This window comes from Bradyrhizobium sp. (assembly GCF_035309285.1).
Classification (GTDB): domain Bacteria; phylum Pseudomonadota; class Alphaproteobacteria; order Rhizobiales; family Xanthobacteraceae; genus Bradyrhizobium.
In genome coordinates, this window is the sequence record NZ_DATGFH010000004.1 from 1 (window position 1) to 21255 (window position 21255).

Here is a 21255-nt window from a genome sequence, read left to right on the forward strand (position 1 = left end):
TTGGTTCCGGCCCCCGCGAACTCCCATACGGGCCCGCAGCTCCATCGCTGCATCAGAGGCCGGACAGATGGCAGCATCCGACTACGTGCCAAGGCTCTTCAAAAACCGCTTGCATCTCGCGGGGCGTCCACAGATGAGTACATGCGCTAGTTTTTCAGGATGATCCGTCCCACGACTTTCCCGGCCCGCAACGCGTCGATCCACTTCTGCACGTCGGCCATGGGCTCTTCCCGCATCGGCGTCGGCTTGATCTTTCCGGCGCGCGCGAGCGCCATCAGTTCATGCCCCTCGGCCAGCGTTCCGACCATAAAACCTTCGATGGTCATGCGCTTGTAAACCCATTGCACCATCGGCAGGCTGAAATTACCGCCCATCAGGCCGGACACCACGATCTTGCCGCCGCGCGCGACCACGGAGACCGCAAACGCCATCGACTTTTCGTTGCCGGCGAAATCGACGATCTCGTCAAATCCGCCCTCGGTCTCCCGGATCATTCGCTTGACGATGTCCGCTTCAGCGGGGTCGTAGGCGAAGGATGCGCCGTTCTGCAGCGCCGTTTCCCGCGCGGCGGGATTGAGATCGGCGACCGAAATCTTCTGCTTGAACATGGCCTGCGCAAACGACAGGCCCATCATGCCCACGCCGCCGAGCCCGATCAAAAGCAGGTTGCGCTGACGCGGGCGGTCGACCAGCCGCTTCAGCGCGCCATAGGCGGTGACGCCCGAGCACATCAGGGTCGCGGCCTGGTTGACCGGCAGCGGATCATAGTCGAGCAGATATTTGGCATCCGGCACCAACACATGGGTGGCGAAGCCGCCGTCGATGGAGACGCCGAGGAAGCGCTGCTTGATGCAGAGATTTTCGTCGCCGGCAAGGCAATCGCGGCACTGACCGCAGCCGATCCAGGGAAACACCGCCTTCTTCTTGCCGACCAGGTCTTTCGAGACGCCGGGGCCGACCTCGTCGACGACGCCGGCGATCTCATGGCCGAGCGTGAACGGCAGCGTCATGCCGCGCGTGGTGTCGAGGCGCTTGCCGCCGCCGAGATCGGCATAGCCGTCCTGGATGTGCAGGTCGGAATGGCACAGGCCGCAGCGCTCGATGCGGACGAGGACCTCGTTGCCTTGCGGCTTCGGTGTTTCGACGATGGTCTCGCAGAGCGGCGCATCGAATTTGACCAGTGACTGTCGACGCATCTGCGCCATTGACGCTTCTCCCATTACCTGTTCGATTTTTCGTTCCGTATATCCGCCAATTCGCGCGCCATGGCAACAAAGCCCGAGACCGGAACGGTCTCGGCGCGACGCATTGGATCGATATCGGCCGCGGCGAGCAGCCGCAGCGGATCGGCCGGCAGCGATTTCAGGCTCTGGCGCAGCATCTTGCGGCGTTGATTGAAGGCGGCTGCCGCGACCTGCTCCAGCGCGCGGCGGTCGCAGGGCTCGGGCGTCGCCCGTGGCACCAGCCGCACCACCGACGAGGTCACCTTGGGCTGCGGCACAAAGGCGGAAGGCGAGATGTCGAACAGGATTTTTGTTTCGGCGCGCCAGTTGGCGAGCACGCCGAGCCGGCCATAGGCGTCCTCGTTCTCGCGCGCGATGATGCGCTCGGCGACCTCGCGCTGAAACATCAGCACCATCATGTCGTACCAGGGCGGCCACGGCTCGATGGAGAGCCAGCCGATCAAAAGATTGGTTGCGATGTTGTAGGGCAGGTTGGCGACGATCTTCGCCCGTGTCGAGCCGAGATAGGGTCCGGGATCGAAAGTCTGCGCGTCGGCGCAGACGATTTCGAGCCGTCCCGGATAGCGGCGGCCGATCGCTTCCAGCGCGGGGATCGCGCGTGCGTCATGCTCGACCGCGATCACATGCGCCGCCCCCAGCGCGAGCAGCGCGCGCGTGAGCCCGCCGGGCCCGGGGCCGATCTCCACCACGGTTGCATTCTCCAGAGGACCCGCGGCGCGCGCGATACGCGCGGTGAGGTTGAGGTCGAGCAGGAAATTCTGGCCGAGCGACTTGCGCGCCGACAGTGCGTGCTCGCGGATGACCTCGCGAAGCGGCGGCAGGTCGTCGATCGCGCTCATGAGGTCCTGGCGGCAGCCATTCGCGCTGCGAGCCGAAGTGCCGCGACCAGGCTCGCCGGATTGGCACGGCCGGTGCCTGCGATATCGAAGGCAGTGCCGTGGTCCGGCGAGGTGCGGATGAACGGCAGACCCAGCGTGACGTTGACGCCGTCGTCGAAGGCGAGCGTCTTGATCGGGATCAGCGCCTGGTCGTGATACATGCAGATCGCGCAATCATAGGTCTTGCGCGCGGCTTCGTGGAACATGGTGTCGGCCGGCAGCGGCCCCCTCGCGTCGATTCCCTCGGCACGGAGCAATTCCACCGCTGGCGCGACGATCGCCTTGTCCTCGGTGCCGAGCGAGCCGTCCTCGCCGGCATGCGGATTGAGTCCGGAAAGCGCGAGACGAGGGCGCGTTAAGCCAAAGCTCGTCTTCAGGCTACGCGCCACGATGCGCGCAGTGCTTACGATCAGATCGGTCGAAAGCTGCGCGATCGCCTCGCGCAGCGCAAGGTGGATCGTCACCGGCACGACGGCAAGCATGGGCGACCACAGCATCATCACCGGCTGCGGCGCCTTGCCGTCGGAAGCCGCGAGCTCGGCAAGATATTCGGTGTGGCCGGGATGGCGGAAGCCCGCGCTGTAGAGCACGCTTTTTGCGATCGGATTGGTGACGACGGCGCCGGCACGTCCCGCCTGCACATCGGCGACGGCCCGCCGGATCGAGGCGAGTGCGGACGGCGCGCTGGACGGGTCGGGATGTCCCGGCTTGGCGCTTGCCGCCTCGCCGGTGACAACGACCGGCAGCGCCTTGGTAAAGACCGCCTCTGCTTCGGCAGCGTCGACTTCCGCGAGTGCGACGTTCAGGCCGAGCATGTCGGCGCGCCGCGCGAGAAAGCCGCGGTCGCCGAGCACATAGAAGGGTGGAAGTTTCAAGTCATCCCGGTTGAGCCAGGCGAGAAGCGTGATATCGGGTCCGATGCCTGCGGGTTCGCCCAGCGTCAGTGCAAGCGGTCGACTGCCGGGCTTTCGGGGCTCGTGCTCCATCACGGCATCCATTCTCACGAACGTCAGAAAGTCATGGGCAATCGCAAACCGCTAGTTGCGGCGCGCTTTCGATTTTTTGCCCGAACTTGCTTGTGCGTTCGACTCTTCGGCGCCCGCCTGTCGATATTCGATCATCGCGGCTTTGCGGATTTCGGCCAAATACGCATTCGACGTCGCCTCGTATTTCTTCTCGTACATCTTGTCGCGCATCGCTTTGCGCTGGGGCGTATCGATGGTGGTCGGCTTGCGGCCGCACAGCGCCACCATCTCGATGCCCTCCTTGGTCACCTCGGGCGGGGTCAGATGGCCGATCGGGGTGTCGTCGAGCACCTTGCGCAGGTTGGCGGGAATGTCTGCCGAGGTCTTGATCACCATCTCGCGGATCGCGGCATTCGGCATCGACTTGAAGTATTGATTGGCCTGATCGCAGGTTTCGATACGGGCGCGCAGGGTTTGTGCGTCTTTTTGTCGAAGGTCGATCGCGCTTTGCGGCGATCCCTTCGGCACGATCAGCACGACCGGCTGCAATCTGTATTCGAAAGCGTCGGACGTTTGCTGGTCGCTGCCTCCCTCGGCCTTGACGGCGGCCGCGACGTCCTTCTCGCCCACCTGCAGCCGTTCCTTGTAGCGGCCTCGCACCAGGCTGCCCCAGACCAGGTCGGCCCTGATCTTTTGCTTGAACGTGTCGGGCCGGATGCCCCCTTTTGCCAGCGACGCCGTCAACTGGTCAGTCGTGATCCGCATGCGCTGGGCCATCTGCCCATAGGCGTCGTCGATGTCGGAGGCGGAGGGATCGACCCCGAACTTCTTGGCTTCCTTGATCTTCACGATCTCGTCGATCAACTCGTTGATCACGTCCTGGCGGGTCGACTGCTTGTGAGTGGAAAGGAAATCGAGCTTGGTGCGCTGCTCGATGTCGAAATCCGTGATGGGTTCGCCGTTCACCATCACGGCCACCGTCTGCGCGACGGCATGGCTTGGTGCGATGGCCGCGACAATACAGCCGGCCACGCAACCGGCCAGCAGGACCCGTACGCGATGCGAGAAAGTGGCTGTCTTGATCATGTTCGGTCTCGAACCCATCGGAAGTTAAGTTCGGCGGAACGGGGGTTTTCGCCCTCCACTCCTGCCCGGCCCAACGCTACTGAACGCCGGTCGCGCCCGACCCCGTCGTCGACGTGTTGGCGATGGTGCGCAAGCCGATCTGCAGCATATAGGCGTTGCTCAATGTCGGCGGCGCACCGCCCGCGGTGTAGTTGTACGATCTGACATAGTTGGCCGCCAGCACGAAGCAATCGTCGACATAACCGGCGCCGATCACGTACTGGTTGATCTTGTCGGCCTGCAGATCCCAGCGCAGCGCCCCAGTCGCGACCCAGTTCGCTGCGAGCTTGACCGAGCCGGAGGCGAGGATGCCCTCGCGGCGGGTCAAGTAGCCGAGTTCGGGCTGCGGCGCATAGTCGCCGTACATCATGCTGATCGACCAGCGATTGAAATTCGCGCGTGCTTCGGCCTCGAAGCGCTGCACGTTCCAGGTCTGCTCGTCGAAGCGCGAGCGGACGCTGAAGGTGTAGGTCGAGTTCGGCGAGTAGGCGATGCTCGAGACATAATCCGATCTCGGCTTGGCAAGACCGGAATCGACACCGGTGTTGGTGACGTCCTGCACCGAGTAGGAGTTGGCGCCGAAGAGCTGGTAGGACTGGCCGAACAGCACCTTGACCGTGCCGCCTTGGTCGAACGCGGTGGTCGACTGCACGCCGACATTGGCGCGCCCGCCGCCCTCGACGCGGTCATAACCGGAGAACTTGTCGACTTCAAACAGGTTCGAGGTATCGAACACCATGCTCTGCGCATCCTCGTTCGGAAGCTTGCCGGCATAGCTCTCGTTCGGGCGGGCGATGATCTGCGCGATCGGCTCGATCGTGGTCGAGCCCCACGGCTGCACGTTGATGAAGGGATAGCGGTACTCGAGGCCAACGGTCGGCATCAGCCGCAGCGCCTGAGTGTCGCCCACGGGCAGGAAGTTCGACACGCCGGGCTGGTTGGAGATGTCGGCGTTGATCGCGTCCGCCCGCATGATCGCAAACGGCGTCCAGATTTCGCCGATCGAGTCGGTGAACGAGCGCCGCCACTGGGCTTCCACGGAAAGCCGCGTGTAGGTCCCGGGCATGCCGCGGAGCAGACATTGCGACGGGAGGCGCGCCATCGGATCGGCGGATGCGGTCAAGCACAGGCTATTGGTGTTCGCCAGGGTCGTGATCGGATCGAACACCGCATCGTTGCGGGTCAGGTTGACGAAGTTCGTCTTGTAGGAGACCTCGCCGCCGAAGATCGGAGAGTTGAAGACGTTCGAATAGTCGAGCACCGGGTAGATGACGGGAACCTGCTGCTGGTTGCCCGAGAAGCTGAGGTAATAGATCGAGCGTAGGTCGAAATAGCTGCGGTTGCCGACGCCGGTCAGATAGAGCTGCGAGACCGCTTCCGTCGGCAGGTTCAGGAACGCGTTCATCGGGTCCCTGTAAGCCGCAAGGCGGTAGTCGGACATGAAGTAGTAGTCCGACAGGATCGTGCCCTCCCAGCCCCAGACCCATTTGTCGTTGATCGCAAACTGGCCCTTGGTCTCGACTCCGCCGCGCAGATCGCGATCGCCGGGCAGGCCGGCGAAGGCGCTTCGATCGAGCTGGTCGATGCCGTAGAGGCGGATCTGGTAGGAGCCGTTGATCAGGCGCTGGCGGAACTCGGTCTGCAGCAGGACGCCCTGCCGGCTCATGATGCGCGGGCTGAAGGTCATGTCATAGTCGGGAGCGATCGCCCAGTAATAGGGAATCTCCACGCCGAAGCCGTAGGTCGAGTTCTCGCTCGGCATCGGCATCAGGAAGCCCGACTTGCGCTTCACGGTCGGGTCGGGCGTCGAGAAGTACGGCATATAGGCCATCGGCACGCCGAAGAATTCGAGCTGCGCGGTCTCGAAGTAGAGCATCTTCTCCTTTTGGTCGTGAATGATGCGCTCGCCCTTGACCTGCCACAGCGGCGGCTTCTTGGGATCGTCCCGGCAGGGAGCGCAGGCGGTATAGACGCCGTTCTGGAACACCGTGTAGTTGCCGCTGGTGCGGTCGGACCGGGTCGCGGCCATGCGCGTATTGTCGGCGGTGTCGACCCGCAGCGAATCGACAAAGCCGTCGCGGTAGTCGTCGGACAGATCCATGACGTTGGCGTAGGTGATCTTGCCGTCGGCATCCGTCATACGGATGTTGCCTTCGGCGCGCAGCCGCTTGGTCTTCTGGTCGTAGATCACCTTGTCGGCTTCGACGGTGGTGCCGTTGTAGAACAATTGCACGTTGCCGACCGCCGAGACGCGGCTGTTGTTGTAGTCGTAATCGACCTCGACCGCCTGCACCAGCATCTGGCCGTCATTGGCGACCTTCGGCGGCGTCGGCCGCGGCGGCTGCGGATTGTAGGTGAAGCCCTGCGCGGAGGCGGGCGCGCTCGATGCAAGCGCGAGCGCGCCGGCGACGAGCACGGCCAATGCCGCGGCGAGGAGGGGGCTGATCGCGGCCAAGCGCCAACCCTCGCAGCGCACGGACGCGCGCCGCCGAAACACGGACAGACTCCTCTGGCGGGCGGCGACGACAGCCACTACCCGTCCTCCTGGTACAACAAGGCCAAAAAGCCGGTGAGGCCGCCCACCAACACGGGCAGCCACGCCGCAGCGATCGGATGCATCAACTCGGCCTTGCTCAAATCCTCGGTTACTTTGGACAGAACGTAGAGCAGAAAGCCCGCGCCCACGCCACTTAAAACCATCTTCTGCACGCCGCCGAATCGAAAGAACCTGAGCGACACGGATGCAGCCATCATCACCATCGCAGCCAGCAAAAATGGCTGTGCCAGAAGCTTGTGGTACTGCAGCCGGTATCCGGCCGTCGCAAATCCCGAGCTTTCCGATGAACGAATGTAGCTCGGCAGTTGCCAAAAGGACACGGTTTCGGGGGTCGAGAAACTGTTGCGGACCTGCGCCGGCGTCAGCGTGGTGGCGAGCTCAAAGCTCTTCTGATCGACGGGCGGCGCTTCCAACGAGAATCGGCGGATGCCCTTGAACAGCCAGTAGCCCTTCTCCAGTGTTGCCTCGCGCGCCTCGATACGCTCCTTGAACACGTTGTTGGTATCGAATCGAAACAGCGTGAGCCCGGTCAGCCGCACGCCCTGCTTTTCGCTACGCGCGGCGTTGATGATCACGCTTCCGTCGGCGTTGACCTGGTTGAGCCAGAAGCCGGACGCGTCCTGCACGCCGCCGCCTGGCGCGTTGCCGAACAGTTGCGCTTCCATCCGCTTGGACAGCTCGCTCAAGTTCGCCGACATCGGATTGTAGGCAACGGTGGCGAGCACGCCGAGGATGATTGCCGCGAATAGCGCGGGCGCAATGAATTGCCAGGCCGAGACGCCGGCGGCGCGCGCGACCACGAGCTCGAGGCGGCGCGACAGCGCGAGATAGCAGGTCATGGCGCCGATCAGGACGCAGAACGGCATCATCTTCTCGAGAAGCTGCGGCACCCGGAACAGCGAGGTTTCCGCCACCATGATCGGCGAGGCGTCGACGAGGCCCGAGGTCTTGCGCACCATCTCGATGTAGTCGACGAGCACCAGCAGCACGAAGACGCTGATGAACACGCCGAGCGCCGCGATCACGAAGCGGCCGGCAAAATAACGCCCGAGCGTATTGGTGATCATGCTCATGCAGTGACCGGACGTCCTAACAGGCGAGCGAGGCGCGCGTTGGTGTTGTTGATCGCTTGAAGCAGCGCAGCCGGCGGCTCGACCACGACGCCGGCGATGATGAGCCAGAGCCCGGCGCCGATCCCGAGCAGCAGCATGGCGTACTGGACGGCGGCCGCGACCGGCGTCCTCACTGTCAGGACCGAGCAGGCGAATCCGGCCATGCGCAGGCTGAACACGGCCAGGATCGATCCGCCGATCGAGAAGTTGCGGCTTTGGCGGGTGGTGCGCGGCGCGCCGAGGAAGGCGAAGGTCAGGGCTGCAAACGCAAACGGATAGATCGGCGACATGAAGCGGTCATGCAGCTCGGCGCGGAACTGGCCCGGGAGCTGCTTGTACATCGGATCGTTTTCATCCGGCGACAGCAGTTCCCAGATATAGCGCTCGCGGATGCCGAGCGCGACGTCGCCATGCTGGGAGAATTTCGACATGTCGAAGGCGTAGCGGGCGAAAGCGACCAGCGCCGGATCGCGCTTGTCGGCTTCGAATCGCTCGAGATTGCCGTCCTCCAGCACGAGGAACGAGCCCTGGCCGCTTTTGACCACGGTGCCATGGTCGGCGACGATCGAGACGCGCTCCTTGGGATCGCGGCGGTCGTCGATAAAGATGCCTTTGAGCAGCCCGCCGGGCTGGCGCTCGCGAATCCGGATGGTCAGATTTTGATCGAGCTGCGCAAAGCGCCCGGGCTGCAACACGTTGGTCAGCACGTCGGCGGTGATGTCGGCGTCCCATTGCTTGATTCGCCTGAGGCCTTCGGGCGCGAGATAGGCGGCGATGAAGGCGACCAGCAGCGCCACCACGATGGTCGCAAAGACGAAGGGGCGGAACAGCCGGAACGGCGAAAAGCCGGCGGCATTCATCACGATGATCTCGGAATCGGTCGCGAGCTTGTTCAGCGTGTGCGAGATCGCGATCATCAGCGCGATCGGTGCGATGATCAGGACGAGCGCAGGGATCACGAGGCTGGTGAGGCCGAGAAAGGTCAGGATGGTCTGGCCCTGGCTCGTCATCAGGTCGATGCCGCGCAACGCCTGCGTAATCCAGATCACGCCCGTCAGGCTGACCAGGACCAGCGCAAACGACGCGAGCGTCGTGCGGAAGATATACCTGTCGATCGACCCCATCGCTACCGCACGATCCCGCCCTGCCACCGGTCGAACTGCAACGCCACCAACCCCTTGGATCAAGGGGACCCCAATGGTTACGCCGCCTGTGGTCTTACCGGCTCATTCTCTCACTACCATCCCTTTGATCCGTCAACAAAATGGCTGCGCCGTGGCACCGTCAACATAAGGTTAATATTTTGGGCATTGTGGCCGTCCCGCCACTGCCTGAACACGCGGTGCTTGGCAGGGGGCCAAAAGGCGGGCCATAGTGGGCCGACGGGGTGGTTGGATGGCGGCAAAGTGCGGCCGTCCAAGCCCCTTGCCCGGCTCGCCCCACGCTCTTCAAAGCGACAGCCCTGATTTCTGGAGGTTTACCCATGCCCGACGCCGTCAAGGTCGGCTTCGTGCCGCTTTCCACCACTCCGCGCGGCATCCTGGCGGTGTTTTGTGACGACGCGTTGAAATTCGGCCCGGCGACACGGAAGGCGCTGGGGAAGGCGGCCGATTTGGTGAAGCGGGCGGCGGCGACGAACCAGTTCAAGGGAAAGAGTGGATCATCGCTCGATATTTTGGAGCCAGAGGGAATCAAGGTTCAGCGCTTGATCGTGCTCGGTGCCGGCAAGGCTAATGACCTGAAGGAAAAGGACTTCCTCAAATTCGGCGGCGCCTTGGCCGGTAAACTGAATTCAGGGAGTGAAGCCATCAGCGTGATCGCCGAGCTGCCTGAAGGCGGCATGCGGCCCGCCCAGGCGGCCGCGATCGCAAGCGGCATGCGGCTGCGCGCCTACCGATTCGATCGCTACAAGACCAAAAACAAAGACGACGACCGCGCCCTGCGTGCCGACGTCTCCATCGCGGTCGAGGACGCTGCAGCGTCGAAGAAGGCCTTCGCGCCGGATGCGAGCGTGGTCGACGGCGTGATCCTCGCCCGCGAGCTCGTCAACGAGCCGCCGAACGTGCTTTATCCCGAAGAGTTCGCGCGCAGAGCGGGCCAGCTCAAGAAGCTCGGCGTTGACGTCGAGGTGCTCGACGTCAAGGCGATGACCAAGCTCGGCATGGGCGCGTTGCTCGGTGTCGCGCAGGGCTCGGCGCGGCCGGGCCGTACCGTGATCATGCGCTGGAATGGGGCCAAGAAGAGCGATCAGCCGGTCGCCTTCGTCGGCAAGGGCGTCTGCTTCGATACCGGCGGCATCTCGATCAAGGGCGCGGCCAATATGGAGGAGATGAAGGGCGACATGGGAGGGGCTGCCTGCGTCGTCGGCCTGATGCACGCGCTCGCTTCACGCAAGGCGCGGGTCAATGCGGTCGGCGCCATCGGCCTCGTCGAGAACATGCCCGACGGCAATGCGCAGCGTCCCGGCGACATCGTCACCTCGATGTCGGGTCAGACCATCGAGATCATCAACACCGATGCCGAAGGCCGGCTCGTGCTCGCCGACGTGCTCTGGTATGTGGCGAAGACGTTCAAGCCGAAATTCATGGTCGATCTCGCGACGCTGACCGGCGCCATCATGGTCGCGCTCGGCAGCGAGCATGCAGGCCTGTTCTCCAACAATGACGAACTTGCCGAACGCCTGGTCAAAGCCGGTGTCGAGACCGGCGAGAAGGTCTGGCGCCTGCCGCTTGCCGCAGAATACGACAAGCTGATCGATTCCCAGTTCGCCGACATGAAGAATACCGGCGGTCGCTATGGCGGCTCGATCACGGCGGCGCAGTTCCTGCAGCGCTTTGTCGACAATACGCCCTGGGCTCATATCGACATCGCCGGCACTGCGATGGGAGCGCCGAAAAGCGAAATCAATCAGAGCTGGGGCTCGGGCTTCGGCGTGCGGCTGCTCGACCGATTGGTCTCAGAGCACTACGAGAAATGACCGAAGTATTGTTTTACCATCTACAGAATATGTCGGTGGAGAGTGTGCTGCCGCCGCTGCTCGAGAAATCGCTTGAGCGCGGCTGGCGTGTGGTCGTGCAATCGACCTCGGAGGAGCGCGCGGACGCCCTCGACGCACATTTGTGGACCTATCGCGACGATTCCTTCCTGCCGCACGCGACCTGGCGCGTCGGCGATGCCGAGGACCAGCCGGTCCTGCTGACGGTCGCGGAGACAAATCCCAACCACGCCAATGTCCGCTTCCTGATCGACAATGCCGCATTGCCGGAGGATTCCGAACGCTACGAGCGGATGGTGCTGTTGTTCAACGGCGACGATGCTGACGCGCTGGCATCCGCCCGCTTGGCCTGGACCGACTGCAAGTCGCGCGGGTTCGAGGTCACCTACTGGCAGGCGGACGAGCAGGGGCGCTGGCGCCGGCGGGATTAGCGAACCGTTTGAATTAATGATAATCTGCGGTATCTGCCCGGCGGACTTCCTTCAGCCACGGTGACGCCGCAAAATGATGGTGGGACAGCCGGTTAAGGGCTGGGATGGGGAACTTGCTTTATCGTGCGACGTGACAACCAACATTGGGGACGGCTGTGGCTGCTGCTCGCGCTGGCGCCGCTGATGGCGGGCTGCTCGTCCGGCGCGTCTGACCTGTTCTCCAGGGACGCTGAATGGTTCTCGCGTCCGGGCCGGTTGTTCATCCGCAACGTCTCGATCGACGCGCCGCCGCTCAACCCGAACACGCCGGTCGCCGCCGAGGATCTCGTCAGCCCCGACGGCGCCTGTCCCGGCATGGCGCCACCTCCCGGACCTTCGGACGCCAACGCACTGACCGATGGTCCTGCGGGATCGCCGCCGGCGGCGCAGGAGCCGCCGCCGGTCACGGGACATGTCGCGCTTGGCCATACCGAATGCGATGTCGTGCGCGGCATCGGCCTCGCTCCCGACAGCGTTAATCTTTCCTCCAGCCCGAGCGGCGAGCGCGTGGCGGTCGTCACCTGGACGCATGGCCCGCGTCCCGGCATCTACACGTTCACCGCCGGGCGCCTGAACTCGGTGGAGGCCGGTCCCCAGCCCGTCGCGCAACCGAAAGCGAAGCCGAAGGCCAGGAAGAAAAAGAAGAAAGCGGCGACTTGAGCCGCGCCGCATCTCGTTTGCGCCCGCCGGCAAGCATGTCGTGCTCGATGCGCGACAATAACTTACGTTAACGACGAGCCTCGCAACACTTGGCATCATCGCGCGCGAATCGCGTCGAGGCGAATCGATGACGGAAGACGAGCAGCTGGCTTTGCGAGTGTCGGAGAGAGCCCCTCAATGTCCGAAGTGCTCGGCCTTCGTTCGTCTCCAACTTTCCATGCTCGACCCGCGCGCCGGGAAGAAGGTTCGTCTCTACATATGCCCGCAGTGCAGCGATTGCGTCTGGGATGATGGGGCTCCGCACCGTCCATCCTCTCTCGCCGCGCCAACGCGCGCTGAGCGTTAGGAGCTGCCGCGCCGGCAAAAATAGCGGCGCAAGAGAGGATCATCACCGTAGATCAAGAGAGGATCATCACCGTAGATGATGCCGCGAAAATGCGGATGCGTGTCCTCGTCATTGCGAGCGGAGCGAAGCAATCCAGATTGGTTCGGCGGATGCGGTCTGGATTGCTTCGTCGCTTCGCTCCTCGCAATGACGGAGAAGCTGTTTGACAATGAACATCGAAGCGAGATCTCACCCCGCCGCCTGATCGACGAGCGTGCTCGCTTCCAGCCATTCCTCCTCGGCGCGCTCCAGCGCGCTTGCAGCATTGGCGCGGGCCTGGCTGAGCTGCGCGGCCTGCTTTGGATCGCGTGCAAAAATATCCGGCAGCGCCAGCGCGGCGTCGACCTTGGCGATGATGCCACTGATACGCTCGATCTCGGCCTCGGCCTCGGCGATGCGCTGTCTGGGCGACTTCTCGCGCGCATTCCTGGTGCGTTCGGGCTTCTCGCGAGCCTGACCGCGTTCGCCGCTGTCACGGGGCGTCGCGCGCTCGCCCCGCGACGACAGCACCAGCCGCTGGTAGTCGCCGAGGTCGCCGTCAAAACTCGTCACGGTCTGGTCGGCCACCACCCAGAGCCGGTCGGCGCAGGCCTCGATCAGGTAGCGATCATGCGAGACCATGATCACCGCGCCCGGAAATTCATTGATGGCTTCGGCCAGCGCCGCGCGGCTGTCGATATCGAGATGGTTGGTGGGCTCGTCCAGGATGATCATGTTGGGACCGAAGAAGGTCGCAAGGCCCAAGAGAAGCCGCGCCTTCTCGCCGCCGGACAGGCTCTTCACCGGGGTATCGGCCGCCTTGCCGGAGAAGCCGATCGCGCCGGCCCGCCCGCGCACTTTCGATTCCGGCGCATCCCCCATCAGCCGGCGCACATGGTCGTAGGGCGAGCCTTCTTCGCCGAGCTCATCGAGCTGGTGCTGGGCGAAATAGGCGATCGCCAGCTTGTCGGCGCGCGTGATCGACCCCGAAAACTGAGCCAGGCGGTTTGCCAGCAGTTTCACCAGCGTCGACTTGCCGTTGCCATTGGCGCCGAGCAGTGCGATGCGGTCGTCGTTGTCGATGCGCAGTGTGACGCGGTTCAGCACCGGTTTTCCCGGCTCATAGCCAACCGAGACGTTGTCGACGGCGATGATCGGCGGCGACAGTATCTTTTCCGGCGCGGGGAAGGAGATCTCCTGCACGTCCTGCGTCACCAGCGCCGCAACCGGCTTCATCCGCTCCAGCATCTTCACGCGGGATTGCGCCTGGCGCGCTTTCGAGGCCTTGGCCTTGAAGCGGTCGACGAAGGCCTGCAGGCGTTTGCGCTCGGCTTCCTGCCGCTTGGCCTGTTTGGCATCCAGCATCTCGCGCATCGCGCGCTGCTCCTCGAAGGAGGAATAGCTGCCGCGGTAGAGCGTGAGCTTGCCCCGCTCGAGATGCAGGATCTGGTCGACCGAGGTTTCAAGAAGATCGCGGTCGTGGCTGATGACGATCACGGTGCGGGGATAATGCGCCAGATGATCCTCGAGCCACAGCGTGCCCTCGAGATCGAGATAGTTGGTGGGCTCGTCCAGCAACAGGAGATCGGGCGCTGCGAACAGGGTTGCTGCCAGCGCAACCCGCATGCGCCAGCCGCCGGAGAACTCGGAAACCGGCCGCGCCTGGTCCGCCGTCGAAAAGCCGAGGCCGCTGAGGATCGCTGCCGCGCGGGCGGGGGCCGAATGCGCATCAATGTCGACAAGCCGAGTCTGGATCTCCGCGATCCGGTGCGGATCGCGTGCGGTGTCGGCTTCGCTGAGCAGCGCATCGCGCTCGAGGTCTGCCTTGAGCACGATCTCGACCAGACTCTCAGGTCCGTCGGGCGCCTCCTGGGCGAGGCTGCCGACGCGCCAGCGCGGCGGAACGGTGATGGTTCCGGATTCGGTTGCGAGCTCGCCGCGGATGGCGCGGAACAGCGTCGATTTGCCGGTGCCGTTGCGGCCGACCAGACCGACGCGCGCGCCGAGCACAATCTGCACCGTCGCATGGTCAATCAGGAGCCGCCCGGCGAGCCGGATCGAGATGTCGGAGATGGAAAGCATGCGCGCTTGTCACCGCAGAAGCGGTCAAACGCAACCCGGAATTTTCAGCGCTCGAGGCGTCGAAGCTCCTCGATCAGCCGCTCCAGCCGCGGCGAAGGGCTCGCGAATTCCGGGCGCAAACTCTGCTGCAGCCGCTCGCCCACGGCGTCACAGATCGCTCGGCTGGTCTTGCGATCGATCTCCTCATGCTGCGGCGTGTCACGGCCGGTCATTGCGTATGTCCCAGGCGATTCAGTTACTTATGCACTCAAAACTCGCCTGCCGCGGAATGGTTTCCGGTCCACCGTGAGGCCATGCCAGTTGGGTAAAATTTGCATGAAGATTGACGGTATCCGCCAACCCAAGCAAAACCCCGGCGCAAGGCCGGGGTTCTCTGAGACTATCGGGGTTGGTGGATCGCTCAGTAGCAGCGGTTCACCAGGCGGAAGCGGGGACCCCAGGGGGTCGGAACGAGCTGGCGCACATAGCAGCCGCCATAGCCGTACGAGACGGGGGCGCCGAAGTAGGCGCGCGGGCCCCACCAGCGATGATAGTAGCCGCCGTGATAGCCGTACCAGCCGCCATGCCAGCCCCAGGCCGCCGCCGGCGTCGGCGCCAGTGCCGCTGCACCCAAGGTGATCCCGGCCGCTGCGGAAAGAGCGAATTTGCGAAACATGGTCATCTCCCAGTGTTCGGCGCCGCGTGGCGCCCAAGGTGAAATCTCCTGGCCGGTGGAGCCTCGAAAGCAGAGAGGCATCCGGTCAACCCAAAACCTATTCCGCGCGCCCTGAACGGGGCCGAGACACGGGCTGCAGAAAGGGTTCACGTTCGTGAAATTGTTGTAATTCCGTGCGGTTGTGCGAGCGCGTGACACAGGCTGCCGCGCTTGCCGAGCGCGCAAGCCGCCGATATAAGCGCGGGCCAACTCACACCCCGTTAATTTGAGGACCAAAGATCATGGCGACTGAGCGCACCTTCTCGATCATCAAGCCCGACGCGACCGCGCGCAATCTGACTGGCGCGGTCAACGCGCTGATCGAGAAGGCGGGCCTTCGCATCGTCGCGCAGAAGCGCATCCGCATGACGCGCGGCCAGGCCGAGACCTTCTATGCCGTGCACAAGGCGCGGCCGTTCTTCGGCGAACTCGTCGAGTTCATGACCTCGGGTCCCGTCGTGGTGCAGGTGCTTGAAGGCGAGGGCGCGATCGCCAAATATCGCGACGTGATGGGCGCGACCGATCCGGCCAAGGCCGCCGACGGCACCATCCGCAAGCTGCACGCGCAGTCGATCGGCGAGAACTCGGTGCACGGGTCGGATGCGCCGGAGACCGCCGTGGTCGAGATCGCGCAGTTCTTCTCGGGCAACGAGATCGTCGGCTGAGGCCGCCGGCCGGGACAAGGGCTGCGCGGGTAAGGGATAGGTTGTGAACCTGGTCTTGCAGATCTTCGATCCCGCCAATATCGGCGCGTTCTTCACCCAGTTTCAGGCCGACCTGCAGCGGCCTTCGTTCTGGCTCGCGGTCGGCAAGATCATCTGGATCAACGTGCTGTTGTCGGGTGACAACGCGCTGGTGATCGCGATGGCCTGCCGCGGTCTCCGCGGCTGGCACCGGCTGTGGGGCATGATCATCGGCGCCGGCGTCGCTGTGGTGCTGCTGATTGCGTTCACCGGCATCGTCGTGACCTTGATGTTGCTGCCGTACCTCAAGCTTGTCGGCGGGATCGCTCTGCTCATCATCGCGGCCAAGCTTCTCGTGCCGGAAGACGAGAGCGACGAGATCGCGGCCGGCACCACGCTGTGGCATGCGGTGCGCATTGTCGTGATCGCCGACATCGTCATGAGCCTGGACAATGTGATCGCGGTGGCTGCCGCCGCCAACGGGCAGCTCTCGCTGTTGGTGTTTGGATTGGCGATCTCGATCCCGATGATTATCGCCGGCGCGGCGCTGATCATGTTCGTGCTGGACCGTTTTCCGGTCCTGGTCTGGCTCGGCGCCATGCTGCTCGGCTGGATCGCGGGTGGCCTGATCGCGAGCGATCCCGTCGATCAGGCCGCGTTGCATCAGGCGCTCGATGGTCATTTCAGCATCGAGGCGACGTCGGCGATTCTAGGGGCATCGCACCTGAGCTTCGGCGGCGACCTGACGGATCTGGTGGCTTCCTCGCTCGGCGCGGTCGTCGTCCTTGTCGTCGGATCGATCTGGCGGACGCGCAAGCTCAGGGCGGCGAAGCGCAACGGCGCGCCGGGCGCGGCCAAAACCATGCGGGGAGCCGATTAACGCCGAACGATCGACCCTGAGCGGCCGACCAGGCGTGCCAATTGCTTGAAACGGCTGCCGACGCGGTCGGCGACGAGATCGACCATTTGATGCTCGAACACCAGCATCAACTTGCGACCCTCGGTGCGGAAATGGGTCGCCGGCAGCACGCCGGGCCGCGCGGCCGAGATCAGATGCGCGACGCGGAACGCAGCGCCCAGGACCTTGGCGCGCTCCAGCATCGCCGGCGTGACCTGCTGCTGGATGATCCTCGGCGGCTGGTTCTCCTCGCTGAGGCCCGCATAGCGGAAGAATACCGACAGGCCGACGAAGGCGCGGCCCTGGTGACTGATCGAGCCGAAATTGCCGTCGATGATGGTTGTGAGCGTCTGTTCGCCGCGGTGGTCGGGGTGCACCCGCCAGCCGATGTCGGACAACAGGCAGGCGGTATGACGCAGCCGGCGGTCTTCCTCGCTCTCGCGCAGATGCACGACCCGCGCCAGGCGGTCGGCCCACTCGATCAGTTCCTGGGCGTGGCGCGCCGAGCGCGACAGCAGTTCGTTCAGGCTCTGCGCGGCGCAGATGAGCCCGTCCTTGTTACGCTCGGTCTCCGGCAGCATCGAGAACAACAAGCCCTCGCGCACGCCGAAGGTCGAGAACGTGATGGTCCGCGGCTTCGCGGTGCGGATGATGTATTCAAGCACCAGCGCGGCATATGTGAGGAGCGGGCGGCGCGCTTCGGCCACCGCCTCGATATCGGCCAGCATGTTGGTCGCCGCGAGCCGGCGCAGCCGCAGCACGAAATCGAGCGCATCGGCCGCCGGTATCGAGTAGCCGTGCATCACCTTGAGCGGATAGCCGCTCTGGATGATGTGGATGCGCGCGAGCGCGCGCCAGGTGCCGCCGACGGCATAGAAGGTGCGGCCGCGGCCGGCGTTCAGCCGCGGCACCTCCGAAAGTTCGGTCTTGACGATGCGCTCGGCGCGCTTGAGCGACTTGTGCGAGAGGTCCTGCAGCGCCAGGCTTCCGAGCGGCAGCGTGACGCCGCCGCGCACCTGGTGGCCGCGCACGTCGACCAATTCGAGCGAGCCGCCGCCGAGATCGCCGACGATGCCGTCAGGCTTGTGAATGCCGGAGACGACGCCGAGCGCCGACAGTTTTGCCTCGCGTGGCCCGGACAGGATCTCGATCCTGGCGCCGCAGATACGCTCCGCTCTGGCGATGAAATCGGGGCCGTTGGTGGCATCGCGGCAAGCGGCGGTCGCGATCGCATAGACCCGCGCGACCCTCTGGATCTTGCACAGCGCGCGAAAGCGCTTCAGCGAGTTCAGTGCCCTGTCGACGGCGTCGGGCGCGAGCAGGCCGGTCGACTGCACCTCGCGGCCCAGTCCGCACAGCGTCTTCTCGTTGAACACCGAGATGAGGCTGCGCGCCATCCGCTCATAGACGACGAGACGAACCGAATTCGAGCCGATGTCGATGACCGCGACGCTGTTGGCACGCTGGCGCGGCCGCGTCACAGAACAAATCCCTTATGCGGGGTGATGGCGTTCGTTACGGCGCGTGAGACGGCGCGGTGAAGATTCCTTGAGCGACTTTCCACGGCCAGAGAGACTCGGATTCGTCATGAAGTAGTTGTGCAGATTGAAAGACTCTTCGCCCTTCGCGGCCTTCATACGCGTTGACGATCCATCCGGCAACAACTGCCAGCTTTGCTCATTGTCCTTGAGATTCGCGACCATGATCTGTTCGAGAACCTGCTGATGCACCGTGGGATTTTGCAACGGACAGAGCACCTCGACGCGGCGGTCGAGGTTGCGCGGCATCATGTCGGCAGACGAGATATACACAGCTGCTTTCGGGTTCGGCAGGCCCTGACCCATGCCAAAGCAGTAGATTCGGCCGTGCTCCAGAAAGCGGCCGATCACCGATTTGACGCGGATATTCTCGGAAAGTCCCGGCAGTCCCGGCCGCAGGCAGCAGATGCCGCGGACCACGAGCTCAACCGAGACGCCGGCGCGGGAGGCTTCATAGAGCGCGTCGATGATGTCTGGATCGACGAGGGAATTCATCTTCATCCAGATCGCGCCTTGCCGGCCGTGATGGCTGTGATTGGTCTCGGCCTTGATGTGCTCGATGATGCGCCGGCGCAGCGTCAACGGCGATACCGCCATCTTCTCGATGTCGATCGGCTCGGCATAGCCGGTGATGAAGTTGAAGACACGCGCGACATCGCGCCCGATGATCGCGTCGGAGGTGAAATAGGAGAGGTCGGTATAGATGCGCGCGGTCACCGGGTGATAGTTGCCGGTGCCGGTGTGGACATAGGTGGTGAGGCTGCCGCCCTCGCGCCGCACGATCAAGGACAGTTTGGCGTGGGTCTTCAGCTCGAGAAAGCCGTAGACCACCTGCACGCCGGCGCGCTCGAGGTCGCGCGCCCAGCGGATATTGGCTTCCTCGTCGAAGCGCGCCTTGAGCTCGATCAGCGCGGTCACCGACTTGCCGGCTTCGGCGGCTTCCGCCAGCGCGCGGACGATCGGCGAGTTGTTGGAGGTGCGGTACAGCGTCTGCTTGATCGCGACCACGTCGGGATCGCGCGCAGCCTGCTGCAGGAACTGCACCACGACGTCGAAGGACTCGTAGGGGTGATGGACAATCAGGTCCTTCTGCCGGATCGCGGCGAAGATGTCGCCGCCGTGGTCGCGCACGCGCTCGGGATGACGCGGCACATAGGGCGCAAATTCGAGGTCCGGCCGGTCGAGCCGCGTGAGCTGCGATAGCTCGTTCATCGCCAGCACGCCATCGACCAGAAGCGTCTCGTCGTCGGTGGTGGAGAGTGCATGCTGCACGAAGGCGCGCAGCTCCTCGGGCATGTTGGCCTCGATCTCGAGCCGGATCACCGATCCGCGCCGGCGCCGCTTCAGCGCGGTCTCGAACACGCGCACCAGATCTTCGGCCTCTTCCTCGATTTCGATTTCGGAGTCCCTGATGATCCGAAAGGCGCCCTGACCCTTGACCGTGTAGCCGGGGAACAGCCGGCCGATGAACAGGCCGGTCGCCTGTTCGAGCGTGATCAGGCGCACCGCTCCGTCCTTGCTCGAAGGGATGCGGAGGAAGCGGTCGATTTTGCCGGGCATGCGGATCAGCGCGTTCATCGGCTTGCCGTCGGAGACGCGGGCGAGCTGCAGCGCCACGGTGAAGCCCAGGCTCGGAATGAACGGGAAAGGATGGGCCGGATCGATCGCAAGCGGCGTGAGCAGCGGGAAGATGTTGTGGAGGAAATGATCCTCGATCCAGGCCCGCTCGCTCCGGGTGACGTCGCGGCCATCGATGAGGACGATGCCAGAATCGCCGAGAAGCTGACGCAGGTCGCGCCAGATCGCCTGCTGGTCGGTCGCAAGCTGGGAGACGGTCGAGTTGATCAGGGTGAGCTGTTCCGAGGGCGTGAGCCCATCCGGGCTGCGTTCGGCGATGCCTTCACGGACCTGCGCCTTGATGCCGGCGACGCGGACCATGAAGAATTCGTCGAGATTATTGGCGGATATCGACAGGAATCGGACCCGTTCCAGGAGCGGGTGGCCGGGATTGACCGATTCCTCAAGCACGCGGCGGTTGAAATGCAGCCAGGACAGCTCGCGATTAATGAAGCGCTCGGGGCTCGCGGCAATCGGCGAGATGATCTCGGCGCTGGCTGGTTCTTCTTCGATTACAATAACTTGCTCAGATTCCATGAGAATTCGATCCAATCCCGAATCGGAAAGGCGCCCGGGCTTTTAACGGAATGCCGCGCAAATAATGTGACAACCGGGGCGAGGCTTTCCGGCCATGATGGCCCCCTCCGCCATGGCGTCAAGATGCCGCTCTGCTCAGGGTTTACGCAGCAGTTCCACCGCGAGCGCCCGCGTCACCGGCCGGCCGAGGCGCAGGCCCTCCCGGTCCAATAGTTCGACCGCGCCGCGGGCGGCCGCATGGGAACGCTCGATCCGGGTCGCGAGATAGCTCACCACCGCCTCGTCCACGGCGAGCTGCCGGTCCGCGCAATATTTGACAATAAGGGCGCGGAACAACTGGTCGTCCGGCTCGAGCAGCGACACCACCGGGATCGCGCGCAGCCGCGAGCGCAGGTCGCGCAATTCGATCTCGATCGACGATGGCGCCGTGCGCGCGGTGATGAGCACATAGGCCTGCTCCTCCCGCGCGAGGTTCAGGAGATGAAACAACGCGCGCTCGTCGAACGCTCCAGGCTTGAAATCCTCCACCACCAGCGCGCCGGTCGCAAGCGCCGCCGGCACATTGGCAGCCGAGAGCGCGTGCGCGGTGGTGGAGCGTGCGCCCGCCTCTTCGGCCCAGATCGCGGCAAGGTGACTTTTGCCGGCCCCCTCGGGTCCAGCCAGCCACATGGTGCGGCTCGGCCATTCCGGCCAGGCGTCGATCAGGGAGAGGCCCGCGGCATTGGCGGGGCCTTCCAGGAAATTATCCCGCGTCAGGCTTTCCGCATGCGGCAAGGCGAACGCCAATTGACGGGGATGAACGCGGCCTGCCACGCTACTCTCTCCATGCCGGACCG

General features: G+C 64.2%; 18 protein-coding genes. 5 read left to right on the forward strand and 13 right to left on the reverse strand.

What is annotated here, in order from left to right; genetic code table 11:
* Positions 1–146: 146 nt before the first annotated feature.
* The 7 genes from VKR55_RS01065 to lptF form a co-directional block, all read right to left on the reverse strand.
* Positions 147–1205, reverse strand: coding sequence for an alcohol dehydrogenase (locus tag VKR55_RS01065; protein WP_324398943.1), 1059 nt, complete (start codon positions 1203–1205; stop codon positions 147–149).
* 14 nt (positions 1206–1219) lie between these two features.
* On the reverse strand, positions 1220–2083 hold the full coding sequence (gene rsmA, locus VKR55_RS01070; protein WP_324398944.1) for a 16S rRNA (adenine(1518)-N(6)/adenine(1519)-N(6))-dimethyltransferase RsmA: 864 nt from the start codon (positions 2081–2083) through the stop codon (positions 1220–1222).
* A complete protein-coding gene (gene pdxA, locus VKR55_RS01075; RefSeq protein WP_324398945.1) occupies positions 2080–3108 on the reverse strand; it encodes a 4-hydroxythreonine-4-phosphate dehydrogenase PdxA in 1029 nt (342 codons plus the stop codon). Before pdxA ends, rsmA begins: the two co-directional genes overlap by 4 nt.
* A gap of 51 nt (positions 3109–3159) precedes the next feature.
* Positions 3160–4173 carry a SurA N-terminal domain-containing protein gene (locus VKR55_RS01080; RefSeq protein WP_414642277.1) on the reverse strand — a complete coding sequence of 338 codons (1014 nt, stop codon included), beginning with the start codon at positions 4171–4173 and terminating at the stop codon, positions 3160–3162.
* Between the two features lie 76 nt (positions 4174–4249).
* Positions 4250–6745 carry an LPS-assembly protein LptD gene (locus VKR55_RS01085; RefSeq protein ID WP_414642278.1) on the reverse strand — a complete coding sequence of 832 codons (2496 nt, stop codon included), beginning with the start codon at positions 6743–6745 and terminating at the stop codon, positions 4250–4252.
* The gene (lptG, locus tag VKR55_RS01090) at positions 6745–7842 is read right to left on the reverse strand and encodes an LPS export ABC transporter permease LptG (RefSeq protein WP_324398946.1); all 1098 of its coding nucleotides are present in this window, start codon (positions 7840–7842) and stop codon (positions 6745–6747) included. The genes VKR55_RS01085 and lptG overlap by 1 nt, the downstream gene beginning before the upstream one ends.
* Positions 7839–9005 (reverse strand): LPS export ABC transporter permease LptF, encoded by a 1167-nt coding sequence (lptF, locus tag VKR55_RS01095; protein WP_324398947.1) that lies wholly within the window; start codon positions 9003–9005, stop codon positions 7839–7841. Before lptF ends, lptG begins: the two co-directional genes overlap by 4 nt.
* A 359-nt stretch (positions 9006–9364) precedes the next feature.
* Here lptF and VKR55_RS01100 point away from each other — a divergent pair, with 359 nt between their 5' ends.
* From VKR55_RS01100 to VKR55_RS01110, 3 genes are all read left to right on the forward strand, one after another.
* The gene (locus VKR55_RS01100) at positions 9365–10858 is read left to right on the forward strand and encodes a leucyl aminopeptidase (protein ID WP_324398948.1); all 1494 of its coding nucleotides are present in this window, start codon (positions 9365–9367) and stop codon (positions 10856–10858) included.
* Positions 10855–11307: a DNA polymerase III subunit chi gene (locus VKR55_RS01105; RefSeq protein ID WP_324398949.1), complete on the forward strand. Its 453-nt coding sequence runs from the start codon at positions 10855–10857 to the stop codon at positions 11305–11307. The genes VKR55_RS01100 and VKR55_RS01105 overlap by 4 nt, the downstream gene beginning before the upstream one ends.
* Positions 11308–11490: 183 nt before the next feature.
* Positions 11491–12006 carry a hypothetical protein gene (locus VKR55_RS01110; protein ID WP_324399046.1) on the forward strand — a complete coding sequence of 172 codons (516 nt, stop codon included), beginning with the start codon at positions 11491–11493 and terminating at the stop codon, positions 12004–12006.
* Positions 12007–12580: 574 nt separating this feature from the next.
* On the opposite strand, the gene VKR55_RS01115 is transcribed toward VKR55_RS01110, so the two are convergent.
* The 3 genes from VKR55_RS01115 to VKR55_RS01125 form a co-directional block, all read right to left on the reverse strand.
* Positions 12581–14452 carry an ABC-F family ATP-binding cassette domain-containing protein gene (locus VKR55_RS01115; protein ID WP_324398950.1) on the reverse strand — a complete coding sequence of 624 codons (1872 nt, stop codon included), beginning with the start codon at positions 14450–14452 and terminating at the stop codon, positions 12581–12583.
* A 44-nt stretch (positions 14453–14496) separates the two neighbouring features.
* The gene (locus VKR55_RS01120; RefSeq protein WP_324398951.1) at positions 14497–14664 is read right to left on the reverse strand and encodes a hypothetical protein; all 168 of its coding nucleotides are present in this window, start codon (positions 14662–14664) and stop codon (positions 14497–14499) included.
* Positions 14665–14852: 188 nt separating this feature from the next.
* On the reverse strand, positions 14853–15107 hold the full coding sequence (locus VKR55_RS01125; protein WP_324398952.1) for a sulfur globule protein precursor: 255 nt from the start codon (positions 15105–15107) through the stop codon (positions 14853–14855).
* Between the two features lie 281 nt (positions 15108–15388).
* Between VKR55_RS01125 and ndk the strand changes: the two genes are divergently transcribed.
* Together ndk and VKR55_RS01135 are read left to right on the forward strand one after the other, a co-directional pair.
* A complete protein-coding gene (gene ndk, locus VKR55_RS01130; protein ID WP_324398953.1) occupies positions 15389–15811 on the forward strand; it encodes a nucleoside-diphosphate kinase in 423 nt (140 codons plus the stop codon).
* A gap of 43 nt (positions 15812–15854) precedes the next feature.
* Complete coding sequence (locus VKR55_RS01135) at positions 15855–16709, forward strand: TerC family protein (protein WP_324398954.1); 855 nt, start codon at positions 15855–15857, stop codon at positions 16707–16709.
* Here the strand turns inward: VKR55_RS01135 and ppx are convergent.
* From ppx to VKR55_RS01150, 3 genes are all read right to left on the reverse strand, one after another.
* Positions 16706–18208: an exopolyphosphatase gene (gene ppx / locus VKR55_RS01140; protein ID WP_324398955.1), complete on the reverse strand. Its 1503-nt coding sequence runs from the start codon at positions 18206–18208 to the stop codon at positions 16706–16708. The genes VKR55_RS01135 and ppx overlap by 4 nt on opposite strands.
* 12 nt (positions 18209–18220) lie before the next feature.
* A complete protein-coding gene (locus tag VKR55_RS01145; protein WP_324398956.1) occupies positions 18221–20419 on the reverse strand; it encodes an RNA degradosome polyphosphate kinase in 2199 nt (732 codons plus the stop codon).
* Between the two features lie 135 nt (positions 20420–20554).
* The gene (locus VKR55_RS01150; RefSeq protein ID WP_324398957.1) at positions 20555–21232 is read right to left on the reverse strand and encodes a P-loop NTPase family protein; all 678 of its coding nucleotides are present in this window, start codon (positions 21230–21232) and stop codon (positions 20555–20557) included.
* Between the last annotated feature and the right edge of the window lie 23 nt (positions 21233–21255).